Source organism: Pseudochrobactrum sp. sp1633, from assembly GCF_030376605.1.
Lineage (GTDB): Bacteria > Pseudomonadota > Alphaproteobacteria > Rhizobiales > Rhizobiaceae > Pseudochrobactrum.
In genome coordinates this window covers 274,093-292,367 of record NZ_JARRAE010000003.1, presented here as the reverse complement: position 1 = coordinate 292,367, position 18,275 = coordinate 274,093, and the positions used below count along the sequence as shown (strand labels likewise).

The 18,275-nt window shown below is 49.6% G+C and carries 12 protein-coding genes and 2 tRNA genes; 5 read left to right on the top strand and 9 right to left on the bottom strand.

Annotated elements, in window-relative coordinates:
• Positions 1-46: 46 nt before the first annotated feature.
• Both glmU and P8H26_RS05195 read right to left on the bottom strand, forming a co-directional pair.
• A complete protein-coding gene (glmU, locus tag P8H26_RS05200) occupies positions 47-1,408 on the bottom strand; it encodes a bifunctional UDP-N-acetylglucosamine diphosphorylase/glucosamine-1-phosphate N-acetyltransferase GlmU (RefSeq protein ID WP_289631797.1) in 1,362 nt (453 codons plus the stop codon).
• Positions 1,409-1,619: 211 nt separating this feature from the next.
• Positions 1,620-2,366, bottom strand: a complete 747-nt coding sequence (locus tag P8H26_RS05195; protein WP_289631796.1) for a cytochrome c biogenesis CcdA family protein — start codon at positions 2,364-2,366, stop codon at positions 1,620-1,622.
• Between the two features lie 517 nt (positions 2,367-2,883).
• Here P8H26_RS05195 and P8H26_RS05190 point away from each other — a divergent pair.
• Together P8H26_RS05190 and P8H26_RS05185 are read left to right on the top strand one after the other, a co-directional pair.
• Positions 2,884-2,959, top strand: a tRNA-Lys gene (locus tag P8H26_RS05190).
• Positions 2,960-3,172: 213 nt separating this feature from the next.
• Positions 3,173-3,248 (top strand) — tRNA-Lys (locus P8H26_RS05185).
• A 125-nt stretch (positions 3,249-3,373) separates the two neighbouring features.
• Here the strand turns inward: P8H26_RS05185 and P8H26_RS05180 are convergent.
• Positions 3,374-6,145: an autotransporter outer membrane beta-barrel domain-containing protein gene (locus P8H26_RS05180; RefSeq protein ID WP_289631795.1), complete on the bottom strand. Its 2,772-nt coding sequence runs from the start codon at positions 6,143-6,145 to the stop codon at positions 3,374-3,376.
• A gap of 21 nt (positions 6,146-6,166) precedes the next feature.
• Positions 6,167-6,367: a hypothetical protein gene (locus tag P8H26_RS05175; protein WP_289631794.1), complete on the bottom strand. Its 201-nt coding sequence runs from the start codon at positions 6,365-6,367 to the stop codon at positions 6,167-6,169.
• A 468-nt stretch (positions 6,368-6,835) separates the two neighbouring features.
• Between P8H26_RS05175 and P8H26_RS05170 the strand changes: the two genes are divergently transcribed.
• The 3 genes from P8H26_RS05170 (at position 6,836) to P8H26_RS05160 (ending at position 10,480) form a co-directional block, all read left to right on the top strand.
• Positions 6,836-8,353, top strand: a complete 1,518-nt coding sequence (locus P8H26_RS05170; protein WP_289631792.1) for a VOC family protein — start codon at positions 6,836-6,838, stop codon at positions 8,351-8,353.
• A 210-nt stretch (positions 8,354-8,563) separates the two neighbouring features.
• A complete protein-coding gene (locus tag P8H26_RS05165; protein ID WP_374708223.1) occupies positions 8,564-9,793 on the top strand; it encodes a hypothetical protein in 1,230 nt (409 codons plus the stop codon).
• Positions 9,794-9,910: 117 nt separating this feature from the next.
• A complete protein-coding gene (locus P8H26_RS05160) occupies positions 9,911-10,480 on the top strand; it encodes a hypothetical protein (protein WP_289631790.1) in 570 nt (189 codons plus the stop codon).
• A 53-nt stretch (positions 10,481-10,533) separates the two neighbouring features.
• Here the strand turns inward: P8H26_RS05160 and lon are convergent, their stop codons facing one another.
• The 5 genes from lon to hflX form a co-directional block, all read right to left on the bottom strand.
• Entirely contained in the window at positions 10,534-12,957 is a 2,424-nt protein-coding gene (gene lon, locus P8H26_RS05155; protein ID WP_289631789.1) for an endopeptidase La, read from the bottom strand.
• Positions 12,958-13,372: 415 nt separating this feature from the next.
• Entirely contained in the window at positions 13,373-14,647 is a 1,275-nt protein-coding gene (clpX, locus tag P8H26_RS05150; protein ID WP_289631788.1) for an ATP-dependent Clp protease ATP-binding subunit ClpX, read from the bottom strand.
• Positions 14,648-15,136: 489 nt separating this feature from the next.
• Positions 15,137-15,757 (bottom strand): ATP-dependent Clp protease proteolytic subunit, encoded by a 621-nt coding sequence (locus P8H26_RS05145; protein ID WP_289631787.1) that lies wholly within the window; start codon positions 15,755-15,757, stop codon positions 15,137-15,139.
• A gap of 276 nt (positions 15,758-16,033) precedes the next feature.
• On the bottom strand, positions 16,034-16,366 hold the full coding sequence (locus P8H26_RS05140) for a hypothetical protein (RefSeq protein WP_289631786.1): 333 nt from the start codon (positions 16,364-16,366) through the stop codon (positions 16,034-16,036).
• Between the two features lie 163 nt (positions 16,367-16,529).
• Complete coding sequence (gene hflX, locus P8H26_RS05135) at positions 16,530-17,903, bottom strand: GTPase HflX (RefSeq protein ID WP_289631862.1); 1,374 nt, start codon at positions 17,901-17,903, stop codon at positions 16,530-16,532.
• Between the last annotated feature and the right edge of the window lie 372 nt (positions 17,904-18,275).

The window sequence follows — 18,275 nt, the reverse complement described above, 5'->3', positions numbered from 1 at the left end:
AATTCCGAACATCATTCTAAATTTTAAAATGATGTTTTTATGATAATTATTTGTTTTTATTTGCCTTAATGGCTTTATACTTTTCGCGCAAAACTTCTGCACGACCTTCTTTGTTGACCTGACGGGCACGGCCGAGCGCTAATGCATTCTCAGGCACTTCATCCGTAATCACGCTGCCGGAAGCCACATAGACACCGTTACCGATTGTCAGCGGTGCAACCAGAGCAGAGTTGGAACCGACAAATGCATTGCTGCCAATTATGGTTTTAAACTTGTTATAGCCGTCATAATTGCAGGTGATGACGCCCGCACCGATATTGGTTTCCGCACCCACAGTCGCATCGCCGATATAGGACAGATGATTGACCTTAGCACCGGTGCCGATATCCGCATTTTTCACTTCGCAGAAATTGCCGACCTTGGCTTTCGTGCCAAGCTTTGCACCCGGACGTAAGCGCGCAAACGGCCCCACGTTGGCATTGGCACCAATATGGGCACCTTCAATATGCGAGAATGCATGGATGACCGCGCCGCTTTCAACAGTCACTTTAGCGCCGAAGAAGACATTCGGTTCAATCAGCACATCCGCTTCAATCAGCGTATCATGAGCAAAGAAAACCGTTTCTGGTGCAATCAGCGTCACACCGGACAGCATCACATCACGGCGTTTACGTGCCTGCCACAGAGCTTCAGCTTCGGCCAGTTCAGCACGATTATTAATGCCGATGACATTCTCAACCGGCACATCAATGGCGATAACATTCAGACCTTGCGCATGCGCCAGCTTCACCACATCAGTGAGATAATATTCGCCTTTGGAATTATCGTTCTTCACGGCAGAGATCAGCTGCAGCGCATGTTTGCCGTTCAGCGCCATCAACCCACCATTGCAGAAAATGATTTTGCGCTGATCGTCTGTCGCATCTTTTTCTTCAACAATAGCAATCAGCTTGCCATTCTCTTCAACCAGGCGGCCATAGCCGGTCGGATTTTCAGGACGAAAGCCCATCACCACAATATCCGCACCTTCAGCCAGCTTGTTACGGGCAGCGCGCAATGAGGTTTCTTCGATCAGCGGCGTATCGCCAAAAACCACCAGCACATCATCATGATTTTCGGCCAGTGCTTCACGCGCAGCCAGAACCGCGTGGGCAGTACCCAGACGCTCGGTCTGCTCATAAAAACGCGCAGTCGTGCTGATTTTGCCGACAGCTTTTTGCACATCTTCCGCGCCGCGCCCGACCACAACCGCCAGATCGACCTCATCATCAGCGCCCTGCACAGCCTTGACCACATGGCCTACCAGCGGCAAACCGGCGATCTCATGCAGTACTTTCGACATAGAGGATTTCATGCGTGTACCCTCACCGGCAGCGAGGATGATGGTCAGGCAGGATCTGGAAGCCATAAATATTTCCGTTATTCGAACTGGCAGTCAATGGTCTGATTTATCAGAACCACTTTACGGGCGAAACGTATAGATTCATTTACACAATACAAGGCAGCGGTAAACGGATCTGCATGATTAGCTGTATAAATCTGTTTTTAAATCCGCGCTTCTATAAATTTTATGAGCAAGCCGGTCACTTTTCAGAAACAAACGGCACGATCTGTGATGATTATCCGAGTTTACCCAGCACAGGGAATGTCTCAAGCAACCAGAAGGCAAAAGCCTCCATACCGCCTGTGAGGAACAGGATACCGGCAAGCACCAGCAGAATACCCATCACTTTTTCTACCTTGCCCATATGCACGCGGAAACGTGAGAGGAAACGCATAAATCTGCCGGAGAATAATGCCGCCAGCATAAACGGAATGCCCAGTCCCAGCGAATAAACAGCCAGCAGTGATGCGCCATCGAGCACCGAAGCTTTTGAGCCTGCGAGTGTCAGGATCGGCCCCAACACCGGCCCGATACATGGTGTCCAGCCGAATGCAAAGGCCAACCCCATAATATAAGCACCCAGCGGTGTGGCCGGTGCGGAATTGGCCTGAAAGCGCGCTTCCCGCGACAGCATCGGAATGCGGATTAGCCCGAGGAAGTTCAAACCCATCACAATAATCACAAGACCGGCGGCAATTGCCATTTCCTGCTGCCATTGGCGCAGAAAGTGACCGATCGATGATGCACCGGCACCGAGCGCCACAAAAACAGTGGTAAAGCCGAGAACGAATGCAAATGACGTCAGCAGCAAACGGATACGGTTGCGCATGGCCTGCGAGGCCTCGCCGCCATTGCGGAAATCATCCACACTCACGCCCGCCATATAACAGAGATAAGGCGGCACCAGCGGCAGCACACAGGGAGAGAGAAAAGACAAGGCACCGGCACCAACAGCTGTAAGGTAAGAAATGTCAATTGCCATAGTGTTTTCCTGTCATGCTGCGGAACCAGTCACCGGAAAAATCCGGCCAAAATGGTTCTGCGCCATTCTGTGGTGCATCCTCCGCGCATTGCAGAAGATTGTCTGTGCGCGTCTTATAGCCAGAAATTCAAAAGATAGAAACAGACGATGCCGTTACCTTTAAAGTTTGCGTATCAAATGTCTTGTTTATTCAGACAACAGGCCGTCCCCCAAAGAATCAACCACGCAAACAATGGCTTAGGGGAATCAATTTGAAGGATAATTATACAAAACGCATATAATCTCCCGCTTCGTTTTGAGAACCGGAGCCTGAAAACATAAATTACGTGGTGCCTAAAGCTAAAATCTGGTCACCTATCTGGGGAAAAATCAGAAAAAACTCAAGAAAACACCTTTTCTCATGGAAAACGATGATTTTGGGTGTTGACGATCCGAATTACCGCACCTATGTATCGCCCCACTTGCAGAGCATTACCGAGATGCTCCTCACAAAGACCTTGTGTCTTCGAAATTGCAAGAGCGCGTAGCTCAGCCGGTAGAGCAACTGACTTTTAATCAGTAGGTCCACGGTTCGAACCCGTGCGCGCTCACCACTCTCTCCCTTTTTATAAAATTAAAAAATCAATATTTCAGCTCAACGAGCATGTATATGCAATCCTGCATATTCTGTGCATAAAATTAAAACTTTGAATTTAAACACTGATTTTTGCTGTTGACGATAGCGTCAAACCACCCTATGTATCGCCCCACTTGCAGAGCATTACCGAGATGCTCCTGACAAAGACCTTGTGTCTTCGAAATTGCAAGAGCGCGTAGCTCAGCCGGTAGAGCAACTGACTTTTAATCAGTAGGTCCACGGTTCGAACCCGTGCGCGCTCACCACTTTCTCCGTAGATAATTTGCAGCCACATTTCAAAATCGCTTTGCGTTATCAAATGCTTGATGATTTATAAAAAAGCCCCGGATGTCTCCAGGGCTTCAATGTTTTTAAGAGATATTCAAACTTATCACCATTTAACACGAAGTCCGATGGTTCCTTTATAGGCGTAGCTGTCTCCGAAATTATTGAGGCTCGTATTTACCGCCCCCTCGCCATAGATGGAATATTTATCATTATCCCAGTTGTAGCTGCCACCCAGTCCAATCCCGCCCCAGAAGCGGTCATTGCGGCTGGCAAAACGTACAGACGATACATCAACCGCTGAGCCGTCGAGGAACTCATAATACAAATTGGCAATACCGTAGACATAAGAACGGTTTATCATGCCTTTGTCATTGTACCAGGAGTTCTGATAATCCGCGGAAACACCGATGCGCCCCTGAAGACTGTCGCCCTTATGGAGGGAAACAGCACCATTATACTGATCGGTAAAATTATCAAAATCGACATTGGAATAAATAAGCTGTGCCTGCGGTGTAACCGACCAGCGGTCATTCAGCGCAATCCGCTTACCGGTTTCAGCAGATAAAGCATAACCAAAGCCGTTATTGCCATCGACAAGAGAGACAGCACTTCCGCCTCTGGTACTCAGATCACTGTCATACCATGTTGCCTGTGCCTGCGTATCAACATAGAAACCGTTATTTCCATACCAGGTCAGCGTACCACCAAAGCCATAACCGTCGACAGAGATCTTACCAAGACCATGTTCCGAACGGGTATCTGCTGATGCGTGGCCATAATGAACAGTAATACCGCCAATCAGCAGACCATTATCAGTCTCTGTTAAAACGCCATCAAGACCGGCCTGCATTTTAAAGATATCAGCATCATACTGCGTGCCTGATGTGGTGGCGGCCGGTTTAGACTTCAGGTGCTGACCTTCAATACGTCCCCAGATGCCGTTGCGTTCGGTAAAGCTTCCGGCTTCAGCCGCAGGAACAGCCGGAGTACCGATCACGTCCGCACCCTGCTCAATCATAATATTACCGGCATTGCTCCAGTAGCGATTGCCGACACGCTGCTGGAGTGTGGGCAGGCTGTTCAAAGCCAACAGGATCTGCGGATAAGCCTCATAGACAGGCACACCCTGTGTAAACTGCGGCTCAGGGTCTTTTTTGTCGAGTTGTGAGCGCAAATACCAATCATCCGCAATCTCACTGTCTGAATACTCATCAGATGCGGAAGAGGATTTGGCATTTGGCCCTCTATACAAGGAATATGCGTAGGCGCCGGCACCAACAACAGTCTTGTCATTAAACTGATAGGCGTTGGTTGCACTTGCATCAAGCATGAAGGCATCAGCTGTTGTTGTGCCGCCATTAATCGAGTTTACAAGCTTAATGCCATGCCCCGGCTCAGTATCTGTCCCGTCGGCATCAGTCCCTGTATTCTTAATATGCAGCAGGGTCTGTCCGGAAATTGCACTACCGTCATTTACAATCATATCAGAAGCTGAGCCGCTGGCGCCAAGGAATGTATCCAGATGTGCGACAGCTCCCTGCGAGCCCACATATTGCCCGCGCAGAATCAACTGGTCACCGGTTTTGCTATCTGACAGGTTGAGAATACCGCCAATGTTGTCGATGTCTCCCTGCAAAGTAAAGGCAGCGGGAGCACCGCCTGATCCGTAGGCTACAACTTCAGAAGCATTTTTAAGATCTAGCTTGGTGAAAACAGCCGTGGTTGAAGGCGCAGAACCGGTCTTCTCCTGCAAAACCCATTTTGCCTTCTGATCAAGATTCAGATTTAAAGTCGATACAGCTGCCTTATTGGTCAGGCCAAGCATCGTTCCTTCTGAAAAATTGAACGTAGTTATACTTGGTTGACCGCTTATTCCGTCAACATTAAGCAGATATCCGCCGCTGGCAGCTGTCAGCAGACTCCTGGAGCCACGCACAGTCAGCAAATAATTTTGTTGATTACTCGCAACTTCAACAAGGTTCGCTGTTGTTGAAGTTGTAGACGCAACAAGATTATTGAACATCGTGTCGGTCTGTGCATTGGATTGGTTAAAATTACCGCTGATACTAATGGCTTCACGGCCGGCCGCAATGGTCGTACTTGAAGCATCCGTATTGGCATCCAACACAGCCCCCTGCCAGATCACAGCGATGGCAGAACTGTTGGCAGCAGCCGTTGTATCAATTTCCATGCGACCAAGTGAGGTCAGACGACCCTCACCTGTGCCGACATCGGCCGTTTTACCCAGACGGATTGCATTGGCACGACCGGATGTACTCTTAATTTTAATATTGCTGTTGTTTAACCTGACTTCCGGTACCCTGCGGTTTTGCTCTGAACCTGATACGTAAATGCCAATGGCATCATTTGACGCTGCATCAATATCGATTGCCAGATCGCCCTTTACTTCCACATAGCCCGCAGATCCGTTTCCGCTTTGCCGATGTGCACCCTGTATAGCACGAATACCGACTAAAAGAGGGTAGCCAAAAACATACGGTCCGGATTGCATTTTTATATCAAGATTATCAAAAAGCGCCCTTGAGCGCATACCATTAAATGCGGATGTTTCACCGGCATTATTTGTCGATCCGGCCACCACACCATAATGTTCAAAAACCCCACGGCTTGGCAAATTCAGCATCTTTAAATTCAATGTACCGATTCTCACGGTACCACCATGCGTCACCCCGACACCATTCTTGGCAATATTATCACCGGCAGGCGCTGCAGAGTTTGCATCAGTATTCTCAATTGTTAGATTAATTGTTTTACCGGAGGCGTCAAATGTTGAGGTAAAATCAGGAGACGTACCATAAACTGAGATACCTACAGCTCCCTTAACCGTCGTTGTGAAATCATTCTCAATTGTCAAAACACGATTAAGTCCCTGACTTTAAATGAGAAAACCGATATTACCTGAAGATGTATTACCAATTATATTTTGGACAGATGATACAGAACATCCGTTTTGATTATTGCCGTTGTTAACGGTAAAGGTGCCGTTTGCATTGGCTACACATGGTGCGGCATTCGCTGCTGAACTAAAAATAAATGCACTGCTAAGTACTGTACTTGCGAATAAGAGCTCTTTCATAAGCATCCTCCACATTTATCATGTGTGAATATACTTATATCAGAACATAAAAAGTAAAGTACGTAACGTGCAGTACGCACCAAAACAATATCACAGATTGTATTTTTCACACACTTGCGATGATTTCATAAAATTCCGAATGCTAAAATAACAACAAATTTCCCGCTTCTTATTGGACTATTTTTGTATGCACTTATGCGTATATTTGTATTATCAACAGATGATATTTTCACCAAGTTGATCTCCTCATGATACCTACTCGATATCTGCCCCGTTTTGATCATCAAAGCGGGGTCTTTTTATATCATGTGCTGTAAATCAACTTTTCGGGAATTGACCGGTGTTGATACACTGTTCACCCTGCCCATATTACAAAAATACAAATCTGCGATAATATAATGCAAAGCACAGAACAGCTCGGCAGAGATTGATTTCATTCTCTGCTTCATCAGTTTCAGAAAGGCCAATATGACCTCCGGTATCCATCATGTGACCCTCATTACTCGCAATGTGCAGGCCAATATTGATTTTTATGCAGGTTTTCTGGGGTTGCGTCTGGTCAAACAGACCGGCGGCTTTGAAGACGGCGAACAATTGCACCTGTTCTATGGTGATGCGCTTGGCTCTCCGGGTTCACTGATTACCTTTTTGGTCTGGGAAGAAGGTGCCCGCGGGCGTGTCGGACACGGACAGGTAGCCGAAATTGCCTTGGCAGTCCCGCCGGAATCAATTGGTGACTGGCTGACACGCGCTCTGTCCCAGCAAATCCGCGTAGAAGGCCCTAAACGCGAATTCGGTGAACCTGTGCTGCGCCTGAAAGATCCGGACGGCGTTACCGTCAAGCTGGTCGGTCATGACATGCCGGCTGCACATCAGTGGAATTCTGCCCCCACCCGTCTGCACAGCGTTACCCTTTTCACTGAAACGCAGGAGGAAACCGCCGCCTTCATCAAGCGCTTCGGCTATAGTGAAGGGCAGCGAGAAGAAACAGTGCTGCGCATGGTTTCCGACACAGATTTCGTGGATGTGCGCAATGTCACCGGCTTTGTGCCCGGAATTCCGGGAACTGGTATTGCCGACCATGTGGCCTTCCGTGCCAAAGATGTCGATGCAATCAAAGCGTCTGAAACGGAATTGTCACGCCTCAACTCGTCGATCACCAATTTCCATGACCGCAAATATTTCATCTCTCTTTATGTGCGTGAACCGGGCGGAACGCTGATTGAGCTGGCAACCGACGGGCCGGGTTTTACCATTGATGAAACACCGGAGCATCTGGGCGAAACACTGTTTGTGCCACCGCATAATCAGGAGCGCGCGCAGGATCTGAAAATCATAATGCCGCAGTTTTCGATGCCCGGAGAGGAGCGTATTGCTATGCGTGATTTGCCGTTTGTCCATCGTTTCCACACACCTGAAAATCCTGATGGCAGTGTTATTCTGCTGTTGCACGGCACTGGCGGCAATGAAACCGATCTGATGCCTATGGCACATCGCATCAATCCGCGCGCTACCCTGCTCGGCGTACGTGGCCGCAGCCATGAGGAAGGCACTGCACGCTGGTTCCGCCGCTTTGGTGCTACGCAGTTTGATCAGGCAGATATCCGCTCGGAAGCTGAGGCTTTCAACGCTTTCTTTGAAGGCGCCATTGTCTCCTACGGACTTAAACCGGAAGATATCACGGTGCTCGGCTATTCTAATGGTGCAAATTTTGCCGCTGCAGTGATGGCGCTTTTCCCGAAACTGATCCGCCGCGCTATTCTGTGCCGGCCGATGCATGTGCTGGAAGATGTACCGCAGGTTGATCTGTCCGGCACAGAAGTTCTGACGCTGGCCGGTAAATCTGATCCTTACGGAAAATATGCTGAAGCGCTGAATACATGGCTCAGCAAGAACGGAGCTGACCTGACGGCAGAGACACTCAATGCAGGTCATCAGTTATCTCAGGATGATATTACCCATGCAAAGGAATGGCTGCGTTTATAAACGCAGCCATAAAAGCATTTCCAGCAAAGTGTGATGCGGTTTGCATCGAACAATGCGAGGATAAAAAAGATAGAGCGGTTCTGACGACTAAGTCTTAATCGAAACCGCTCTATTTATGTTATAAAATTACAATAATTTCTTTTGCAGCATAGACATACCGGTGAAACGCATCTATTAATCGTAATGTTATTACATTTCGACTTGAGGTTTATGATGCTAAAACAGCTAAAATGCGCTACGGCGCTCGGTATACTAGGCTCCCTAATGATTGCCGGTCATGCCAGTGCAGATGAGGAACATAAGCAGGTCTGGCGTTTGTTTGTTGCCGATCATACCAAGCCGGTCGTTCGGGCTATTGATCTGGAGAGCGGCAAAGAACTCGGAAAATTTGATATCAAAGGCTATGCGGGTCTGACCGCGAGTGCATCCGGCGAAACTGTATTCGCCGTGCAATCCGACGCCGATCAGGTGAATGTCATTAAAACCGGCATCAGTCTCTCCGATCATGGCGACCATCGTGATCTGGAAGTTTCGGAAACAGCTTTGCTGGACGAGAAATTTGAAGGCAAACGGCCGGTTCACGCGGTGATGCATGGTGACAGTATTGTGCTGTTCTTTGACCGCGAAGGCAAAGGCCATGAACTGTCCGAGCAGGATATTCTGAAAGGTAAGCCGCAGGCAAAGATCATTGATGCCACTGCGCCTCATCACGGTGTGATTGTGCCTTTCGGCAATCAATATCTGGCTTCCGTGCCAAATCTGGAAGCAGAAACCAAGCCCGACGTCCTGCCGCCACGCCTCGGCCTGCGTGTCCTTGAAGCTGACGGCGCGCAGACAGGCGATGTCGCGACTTGCACAGCCCTACATGGTGAAGCATTCTCTGCCAGCCTTGTAGCCTTCGGCTGTGAGGAAGGCGTGCTGATCGCCAGCCCGTCCAAAGACAAAAAAGCCGAGCTGAAAATGCTGACCTATGGTGCCGATCTGCCAAAAGGTAAAGTCAGCACGCTCATCGGCAGCAAGGCGATGCAGTTTTTCCTCGGCAATTACGGTGAGGACAAGATTGCGCTGATCGACCCTGACAGTGACACACCTTACCGCCTCGTTGACTTACCTACCCGCCGTGTGGATTTTGCCCTCGACCCTGCTCGTCTGAAAAATGCCTATGTGCTGACGGAAGACGGTCAGCTACATCTCATCAATATTCTTGACGGCACAATCACCCGCTCTGCGAAAGTAACCGAGCCTTACAGCAAAGACGGCCACTGGCGCGATCCGCGTCCGCGTCTGGCCGTTGCCGGTGATCACATTGCCATCACCGATCCGCGCCATAGTCTGGTTCGCCTGATCAATATTGAGAGTTTCAAAGAAGACCGCACCATTCCGGTGGCGGATCAGCCTTTCAGCATTGTTGCTGTTGGCGGCTCCGGCGCAGAGCACTAAAAATATAAAACCTCCCAAGGTGAAAAGACCAGTTTGATACTGGTCTTTTTTATATTTGCCATTCGTATCCCCGCTGCTTAAGGCAGAGATGATCTGTTTAAAGAATGGTATTCTTTCATGAAAAAATTTGCGCTGCTTGCCGCTCTCGGTCTGACACCACTATTGCTGGCAGCGGCTCTGTTCACCGGTATTGAGGTGCGATACCGCGAGCATGACACAGATTATACGTTTTTCGTCAAGCAGCAGCCCTCTCTGCAACTCCGCTTCGTTAATCCGATTGTTTGCGGGGAATGTGATGTTGAGGCTTTTGAAAAGCTGTCGCTGGCTCGTATTGATGACATCCGCACCTATTGCCGCCAGCGCTTTGGTCTGGACAATTTACGCATGTGCCATGCGATTTTTGCCGAGCACCAAAGGCAGGTAAATACAACAATGCAAAATCCTGATGAGATTGCTGCCGTTGCCGCACAATTCATCAATCATCAAAATATCGCACAAAACAGTAACTGGGCATTTCCTGTCATTAATTCCAAGGTGACAGTACCGGAATGTACACTGCCGCTTGATGCAGCATGGCGCGATGATGCCGATCAGGCAAAACGCATTCGAATAAGCTGTACAGATACCGGACTGCCCGTCCCGCAAGACCGCTGGGATGTCACATTGCCGGTAAGTGCCACTCAATAAAAAAAGCCCCGCAAGTCAGACTTGCGGGGCTTTTGATTTTTTACTGCGGATGATTAGTGAGCCATGCCCACAACCGCATCATCATCGCCGGTCTTGGCAATGGCTGAAACCTCTGGCTCCACCCATTCAATCGGCTCCGGTTTGCGGATCAGTGCATGTTCAATCACTTCACCGACGAAGGATACCGGAACAATTTCCAATGCGTTTTTCACATTGTCCGGAATCTCTGCCAGATCCTTGGCGTTTTCTTCCGGAATCAGCACCTTCTTGATACCGCCGCGCAGAGCTGCCAGCAGTTTCTCTTTCAGGCCGCCGATCGGCAGAACACGACCGCGCAGTGTGACCTCACCGGTCATAGCAACATCCTTACGAACCGGAATACCGGTCAGCACAGAAACAATTGCCGTAACCATTGCTGTACCGGCAGACGGGCCATCCTTTGGTGTCGCACCTTCCGGTACGTGCACGTGGATATCACGTTTGTCGAACAGCGGAGGCTCGATGCCGAAATCCACCGCACGGGAGCGGACATAAGATGCCGCAGCCGAAATGGATTCCTTCATCACATCACGCAGGTTACCGGTAACAGTCATACGACCTTTACCCGGCATCATCACGCCTTCAATGGTCAGCAATTCGCCGCCCACTTCCGTCCATGCCAGACCGGTTACAACACCAACCTGATCTTCACCGTCGATCTGTCCGTAACGGTATTTCTCCACACCGAGATAATCAGAAATATTATCTCGTGTTACATGAACCGACTTGGTCTTTTTACGTGCGATTTCCGTGACAGCTTTACGCGCCAGTTTCATCATTTCACGCTCAAGACTACGCACGCCGGCTTCACGGGTGTAATGCTGGATCACAGCCAGGATAGCAGCTTCATCAACCGAGAATTCCTTCGGCTGCAAAACATGTTCCTTGATTGCCTTTGGCAGCAAATGCCGCTTGGCAATTTCAAGTTTTTCATCCTCGGTGTAGCCGGCAATACGGATGATCTCCATACGGTCGAGCAACGGGCCCGGAATATTCAGCGAGTTTGCAGTTGTCACGAACATTACGTTGGACAGGTCATATTCGACCTCCAGATAATGATCCATGAATGTTGCATTCTGTTCCGGATCCAACACCTCCAGCATGGCCGATGACGGATCGCCGCGGAAATCCTGTCCCATCTTGTCAATCTCATCGAGAAGGAACAGCGGGTTGGACTTCTTGGCTTTCTTCATCGACTGAATAACCTTGCCCGGCATAGAGCCGATATAGGTTCTGCGATGACCGCGGATTTCAGCCTCATCACGCACGCCACCAAGCGACATACGCACATATTCACGACCGGTCGCATTGGCGATAGAGCGTGCAAGCGAGGTTTTACCCACGCCCGGAGGGCCAACGAGACAGATGATCGGGCCTTTGATCTTGGCAGCACGTGACTGTACCGCAAGATACTCGACAATGCGCTCTTTGACCTTTTCCAGACCAAAATGTTCCGTATCCAGCACGCCTTCAGCAAAAGCCAGATCGGTTTTGACCTTGGACTTCTTGTTCCACGGCAGCGACAACAGCCAGTCGAGATAGTTGCGCACCACTGTGGCTTCCGCCGACATAGGGCTCATCGAGCGCAGCTTCTTCATTTCAGCTTGCGCTTTTTCCGAAGCTTCCTTGCTCAGCTTGGTCTTGGCAATGCGTTCTTCCAACTCGGCCAGTTCATCACGGCCGTCTTCACCGTCGCCCAGTTCTTTCTGGATCGCCTTCATCTGTTCATTCAGGTAATATTCGCGCTGGGTCTTTTCCATCTGGCGCTTAACACGCGAGCGGATGCGCTTTTCAACCTGAAGAACCGAGATTTCGGATTCCATGTATTCCAGAGCTTTTTCAAGACGCTCACGAACCGACAGGATCGAAAGCATTTCCTGCTTTTCAGCAATCTTGATCGCCAGATGCGAGGTTACCGTATCGGCCAGTTTCGAATGATCATCGATCTGGCTGGTCGCGCCGACAACCTCAGGCGAAATCTTCTTGTTCAGCTTCACATAATTTTCAAAGTCGCTCATCACTGAGCGGGACAGCGCTTCAATCTCTACCGGTTCTTCTTCCGGCAGTTCCAGAATGTCAGCATAGGCTTCGTGATAATCTTCACGGTCACTGAATTTGGAAATCTTGGCGCGGGCAATACCTTCAACGAGCACTTTCACAGTGCCGTCCGGCAGTTTCAGTAACTGCAGCACATTGGCGACAGTACCAACTTCATAAATAGCATCATTGGCCGGCTCATCGTCGGCAGCATTCTTCTGCGTGGCAAGCAGGATCTGCTTATCAACGCCCATCACTTCTTCAAGTGCACGGATTGATCTTTCACGGCCGACAAACAGCGGCACGATCATATGCGGGAAGACAACAATATCGCGCAACGGCAACACGGCATAGAGCCCGTCTTGTCCACCCGCCGATGTCTTCAACTCTGTATCCGTCATTTTAAGTCCTTTCCCGGGTAAACCACCCGATCGCCACACAATGATCCCCGTTTCATCAGCAAATCACTGTGTGCATCGACTGTATAATTGGCCACCCACTGCCCGTATTTCAAGCACTACTTGTGCTTCATACAGCAGAATAAATCAGCGCATTTATGACCACCGGTACAAAATGCAGTTTCCTTTCCTACCTTCTAGCCGCTTTTTCGGTTAAAGAAACGCTTTAAATCACCGGTTTAGTCCAACAGAACCCATAGTCCACATATTGCTCGGAAAAACATGAGTACAATACTCCAAAATATCATTTATCCGGCAATGCATCAATTATGCGTAAAATATCCCGCCAAACAACAAAACGCTCAGGATTGCTCCTGAGCGTTTTTCATTTTCGTCACAATTGACACAGTTTTCAGTTTCAGGCAGAAACAGTGCCTTTTTCTTCCTTGCGATCGCCATAGATGTAAAGCGGCTGCGCTTTGCCATCCACGACTTCACCGGAAATAACCACTTCCTGAACGCCTTCCAGTGTCGGCAGATCAAACATGGTGTCGAGCAGGATTTTCTCCATAATCGAACGCAGACCACGCGCACCGGTCTTACGCTCTACCGCACGACCGGCAATTGCCAGCAATGCATCTTCATGGAATGTCAGCTCAACATTTTCCATCTCGAACAGACGCTGATACTGCTTCACCAAAGCATTCTTCGGCTCAGACAGGATCTTGACCAGAGAGGCAACATCCAGATCTTCCAGTGTTGCGATGACCGGCAAACGACCAACGAACTCAGGAATAAGACCGAACTTCACCAGATCTTCCGGCTCCAGCTCGTGGAAAATCGCACCGATACGGCGTTCATCCGGCGCTTTGACAGTCGCGCTGAAGCCGATGGAGGTCTTTTCACCGCGAGATGAAATGATCTTATCCAGTCCGGCAAATGCACCACCGCAAATGAACAGAATGTTCGTTGTGTCCACCTGCAGGAATTCCTGCTGCGGATGCTTACGGCCACCCTGCGGCGGAACGGAAGCCACAGTGCCTTCCATGATCTTCAGCAGAGCCTGCTGAACACCCTCACCGGAAACATCGCGTGTGATCGACGGATTATCGGCCTTACGGCTGATTTTATCCACTTCGTCGATATAGACGATGCCGCGCTGCGCCCGCTCAACATTATAGTCGGCAGCCTGCAACAGCTTGAGAATGATATTTTCAACATCTTCACCGACATAACCGGCTTCGGTCAGTGTCGTAGCGTCAGCCATTGTGAACGGCACATCAATGATGCGCGCCAGTGTCTGCGCCAGATAGGTCTTACCGCAACCGGTAGGGCCAACCAGAAGAATATTGGATTTTGCCAGTTCAACATCACCGCTCTTCGGCTGGTTAGCCAGACGCTTATAGTGATTATGAACCGCAACCGAGAGAACGCGTTTGGCGTGGCTCTGACCGATGACATAATCATCGAGAACCGCCATAATTTCCTGCGGGGTCGGCACGCCTTCACGGGATTTCACCAGCGAGGATTTATTTTCCTCACGGATGATGTCCATGCACAGCTCGACACACTCATCACAGATAAAAACGGTCGGGCCCGCAATCAGCTTGCGCACCTCATGCTGGCTTTTTCCGCAAAAGGAGCAATAGAGCGTATTTTTGGAATCGCCACCGCCGTTGCTGACTTTGCTCATCGCAGTTTCCTTTCAGTAATGGCCGCCCGCCGCTTCATCAACAGGCACCAAGTTCTAACCGTTATGTCTTCCCGACCGAAACCGACATAAACGGCAGTCGTCATGCATTTGTCTGATATTGGCTTCCGGTGCTATTGACAAGATGTCAGCACACTCAGCCATGCAACGCACTTAACTCTGTATAGACAGCCTGACCGCAGCAATAGCGATCCGTACCGTCTGTGTGTACTCAATGCCTATTTTTAGGCAAAAGACCCAAACAATCACTTAACACAACAACCAGCATAAACAGGCAAAAGACAGTTTTACAACCATTCCGCTCAACTGTTTTATGCGACTGCGTTCTAAAAAGGCTAATGGCAGATAAAATGTGGCTAAAATTATACAAAGCCATTCTTTTCTGCCATTAAACCCCGTTCATGAAACTTTGAGTGCCTTCAAATTAATCCGCATTTTTTACAAAACGGATCATTCTCAACCCACTCAGTCTTACTTATCGCCGAGATCGCGTGATTCGATAACCTTGTCGATCAGGCCGAATTCAAGCGCTTCCTGAGCAGTCATGAAATGATCGCGGTCAAGAGTACGCTCAATGGTTTCATAATCACGACCGGTATGCTTGACGTAGATTTCATTGAGGCGGCGCTTCATCTTGATAATATCCTGCGCATGGCGTTCGATATCTGAAGCCTGCCCCTGGAAACCACCGGATGGCTGGTGCACCATGATGCGCGCATTCGGCAGCGCTAGACGCTGGCCGGTTGTACCGGCAGTCAGCAGCAGCGAGCCCATAGATGCAGCCTGCCCCATGCAAAGCGTGGAAACTGGAGGCTTGATGAACTGCATCGTATCATAAATCGCCATGCCGGATGTCACCACGCCGCCTGGCGAATTGATGTACATTTCAATCGGCTTGTTCGGGTTTTCCGCTTCAAGAAACAGCAACTGCGCACAGACCAGCATTGCCATGCCGTCTTCAACCGGACCGTTTACGAAAATCACACGCTCTTTGAGCAGGCGGGAGAAAATATCATAGGCCCGCTCGCCACGCGCAGTCTGTTCAACCACCATCGGGACCAGATTCATTACGGTTTCAATTGGATCTCTCATGATTAACTGCCTTTGGCTATCGGAGAACGGCGCGAAGCACTGCCGTCAGGATTCGTGAATATTCCATACATAGGTCGACGCACTATGGTTTCGCAAGATGCGGCTCACGGTTTCGCAAGATGCGAACCGGCAAGCAAGCTTAAAAAACGCTGCGAACCGGTTTAAACGCTCATGCTTTCCAAAACCTGAACAAAGCCCTGCACTTCCCTGAAACATCAAACAAAAAAATGCTCCGCAGATGTACCGGCGGAGCATTTTCCGGACAGAATATAAAATTTACTCAGTGATTGTATATTCGCCTAATTCGCAAAGGTTCTGCGTATCTTCCAGATCCTCCAGATCATCCCCCTGAAACTCAAAGCGCATGTCATAGCTACAAACACTGCGGCCATCTGCAATCGTGATTTTCATGCTTTCACCTGGAGCCAGTGCATCACGGCCGAAAATATCATCTTCCCAGCTCTCAACGCCGACGGGTGAAGCATGGAAATTATTAACGACCGACTGGGTTCCGTTTTTTAAAGTAAAAACCAAATCCTCAGCAAAAGCAGCGCCGCTCATCAATGTGAAAGCACATGAAAAAGCTGCTATTAATTTGAATTTCTGCATAGTTAGCCCCCTCAGAAGCGATGTTTAAACCGCTCCGTTATTCAGTTATTACTTTGTCTGAGTATTCTTATGCGCATGGAATAGAATTTTTAATACGCAGACAAAGTATTTTACCCACTATCGGGCGGGCTATCAGGATCTGATTCTCCGTAGGATTGAAATATCAGCGCTTTGTTATTGAGGCATATTTATCGCGGAATTTCTGGGCAGAACCGGCAGTCATATCCACATCAATGACAACCGATCCATCTTCCTCATCCTGACGACGCACATTGCTGCCATGACGATAAATCCAGTCGATCAAACTGAACTGATCCGGCTGGAGACAGACCTGTACTTTTTCCATAGAACCGGAAATACGGCCCTCAATCATCGCCAGCAATTCACGCGTGCCCTGCCCGGTTAAAGCAGAGAGCGGCACCGGCCTTGCATCTTCATGACTGCCGCTGCTCAAATTTTCCGCGCTGTCCTGCATCGGCTCGCTTAAGCGGTCAATCTTGTTCCAGATTTCGATAACCCGCTTATCATTGCCTTTTTTGATGCCAAGACCACTCAGGATCGTTTCAACATCCTCAGCCTGTGCGGCATTGTCCGGATCGGACATATCGCGCACATGCAGAATAAGATCGGCCTCCACCACTTCCTCCAGCGTCGCTTTAAACGCGGCCACAAGATGGTGCGGCAGGTTGGAAATAAAACCAACCGTATCGGACAGGATAATCATATCCCCGTGCGGCAGGCGCAGACGGCGCAAAGTCGGATCGAGCGTGGCGAACAACATATCTTCGGCCAACACATCAGCACCGGTTAAGCGGTTGAACAAAGTTGATTTTCCGGCATTGGTATAGCCGACCAGAGCAATCACCGGATGCGGCACCTTGCGGCGCTTTTGCCGATGCAACTGGCGCGTGCGCACAACCGTATCCAGCTCACGCTTGATACGCAGAATTTTATCCTGCAACTGGCGTCTGTCGGCCTCGATCTGGGTTTCACCCGGACCACCCATGAAGCCGCCGCCACCGCGCTGACGCTCCAAGTGCGTCCAGCTGCGAACCAGCCGGCCTTTCTGATAATTCAGATGCGCAAGCTCAACCTGCAGGCTACCCTCACGGGTTTGCGCACGGCGGCCGAAAATTTCGAGGATCAGACCGGTACGATCAATAACCTTGATTTTCCAAGCCCGCTCCAGATTGCGCTGCTGCACCGGCGTGAGCGGATGGTCAACAATCACCAGCTCAATTTCTTCACGCTCGATGCGCTCGGCAATATCCTCAACCTTACCCGTGCCGAGCAAAGTCGCAGGGCGTGGCTGTGAGGTTTGCACCAGAAAACTGTCGATAATTTTCAGGTCAATCGCGCGTGCCAGACCGGCCGCTTCTTCAAGCCGCGCTTCATCACTACGGCGGTATTTCGGGCGTTCGCTCTCATCCTGATCAACGACAAGTGCATAGCGTTCCGGCAAAATCGGCACGACAACAAAAGCCCGCGTGTCTTCCACTTTCGTGGTGAACGGTGTTTTGCCGCTTTTAAATTTTATATCTTCATCATCATAAACATCTTCAACAGACACATCATATGCGTCTTCTGCTGCTGTTTCAGGTGTCAGGTCAGATGCCGGATCATTTCTTTTTTTCAAGCGTTTATCCTGATTTCATATATTAAAGCGTGGCGCATTTCATCGTGCTCACCGCGCGTTCTGTATTCTTTACTCTGCCGCATGATCGCGGGTATCGGCTGAGCCCCTTATACGCGCGAAATGCTCTGTCTCTTCGCAGCGAAACAATTTCGTATGAAACGGTTGCTGCTTTAGCATCGAATAACTGCCGGTTATGCATGCCTTGTTATCTCATCAGATAATTATTCATCCGCGCAGCAACAATGACCGCAACCCGATAATTATTTTCGTCGC

Excerpts from the sequence above, each read along its gene's own strand:
- glmU (WP_289631797.1), bottom strand. The coding sequence starts at position 1,408 with ATGGCTTCCAGATCCTGCCTGACCATCATCCTCGCTGCCGGTGAGGGT.
- P8H26_RS05195 (WP_289631796.1), bottom strand. The coding sequence starts at position 2,366 with ATGGCAATTGACATTTCTTACCTTACAGCTGTTGGTGCCGGTGCCTTG.
- P8H26_RS05175 (WP_289631794.1), bottom strand. The coding sequence starts at position 6,367 with ATGAAAGAGCTCTTATTCGCAAGTACAGTACTTAGCAGTGCATTTATT.
- P8H26_RS05170 (WP_289631792.1), top strand. The coding sequence starts at position 6,836 with ATGACCTCCGGTATCCATCATGTGACCCTCATTACTCGCAATGTGCAG.
- P8H26_RS05165 (WP_374708223.1), top strand. The coding sequence starts at position 8,564 with ATGATGCTAAAACAGCTAAAATGCGCTACGGCGCTCGGTATACTAGGC.
- P8H26_RS05160 (WP_289631790.1), top strand. The coding sequence starts at position 9,911 with ATGAAAAAATTTGCGCTGCTTGCCGCTCTCGGTCTGACACCACTATTG.
- lon (WP_289631789.1), bottom strand. The coding sequence starts at position 12,957 with ATGACGGATACAGAGTTGAAGACATCGGCGGGTGGACAAGACGGGCTC.
- clpX (WP_289631788.1), bottom strand. The coding sequence starts at position 14,647 with ATGAGCAAAGTCAGCAACGGCGGTGGCGATTCCAAAAATACGCTCTAT.
- P8H26_RS05145 (WP_289631787.1), bottom strand. The coding sequence starts at position 15,757 with ATGAGAGATCCAATTGAAACCGTAATGAATCTGGTCCCGATGGTGGTT.
- P8H26_RS05140 (WP_289631786.1), bottom strand. The coding sequence starts at position 16,366 with ATGCAGAAATTCAAATTAATAGCAGCTTTTTCATGTGCTTTCACATTG.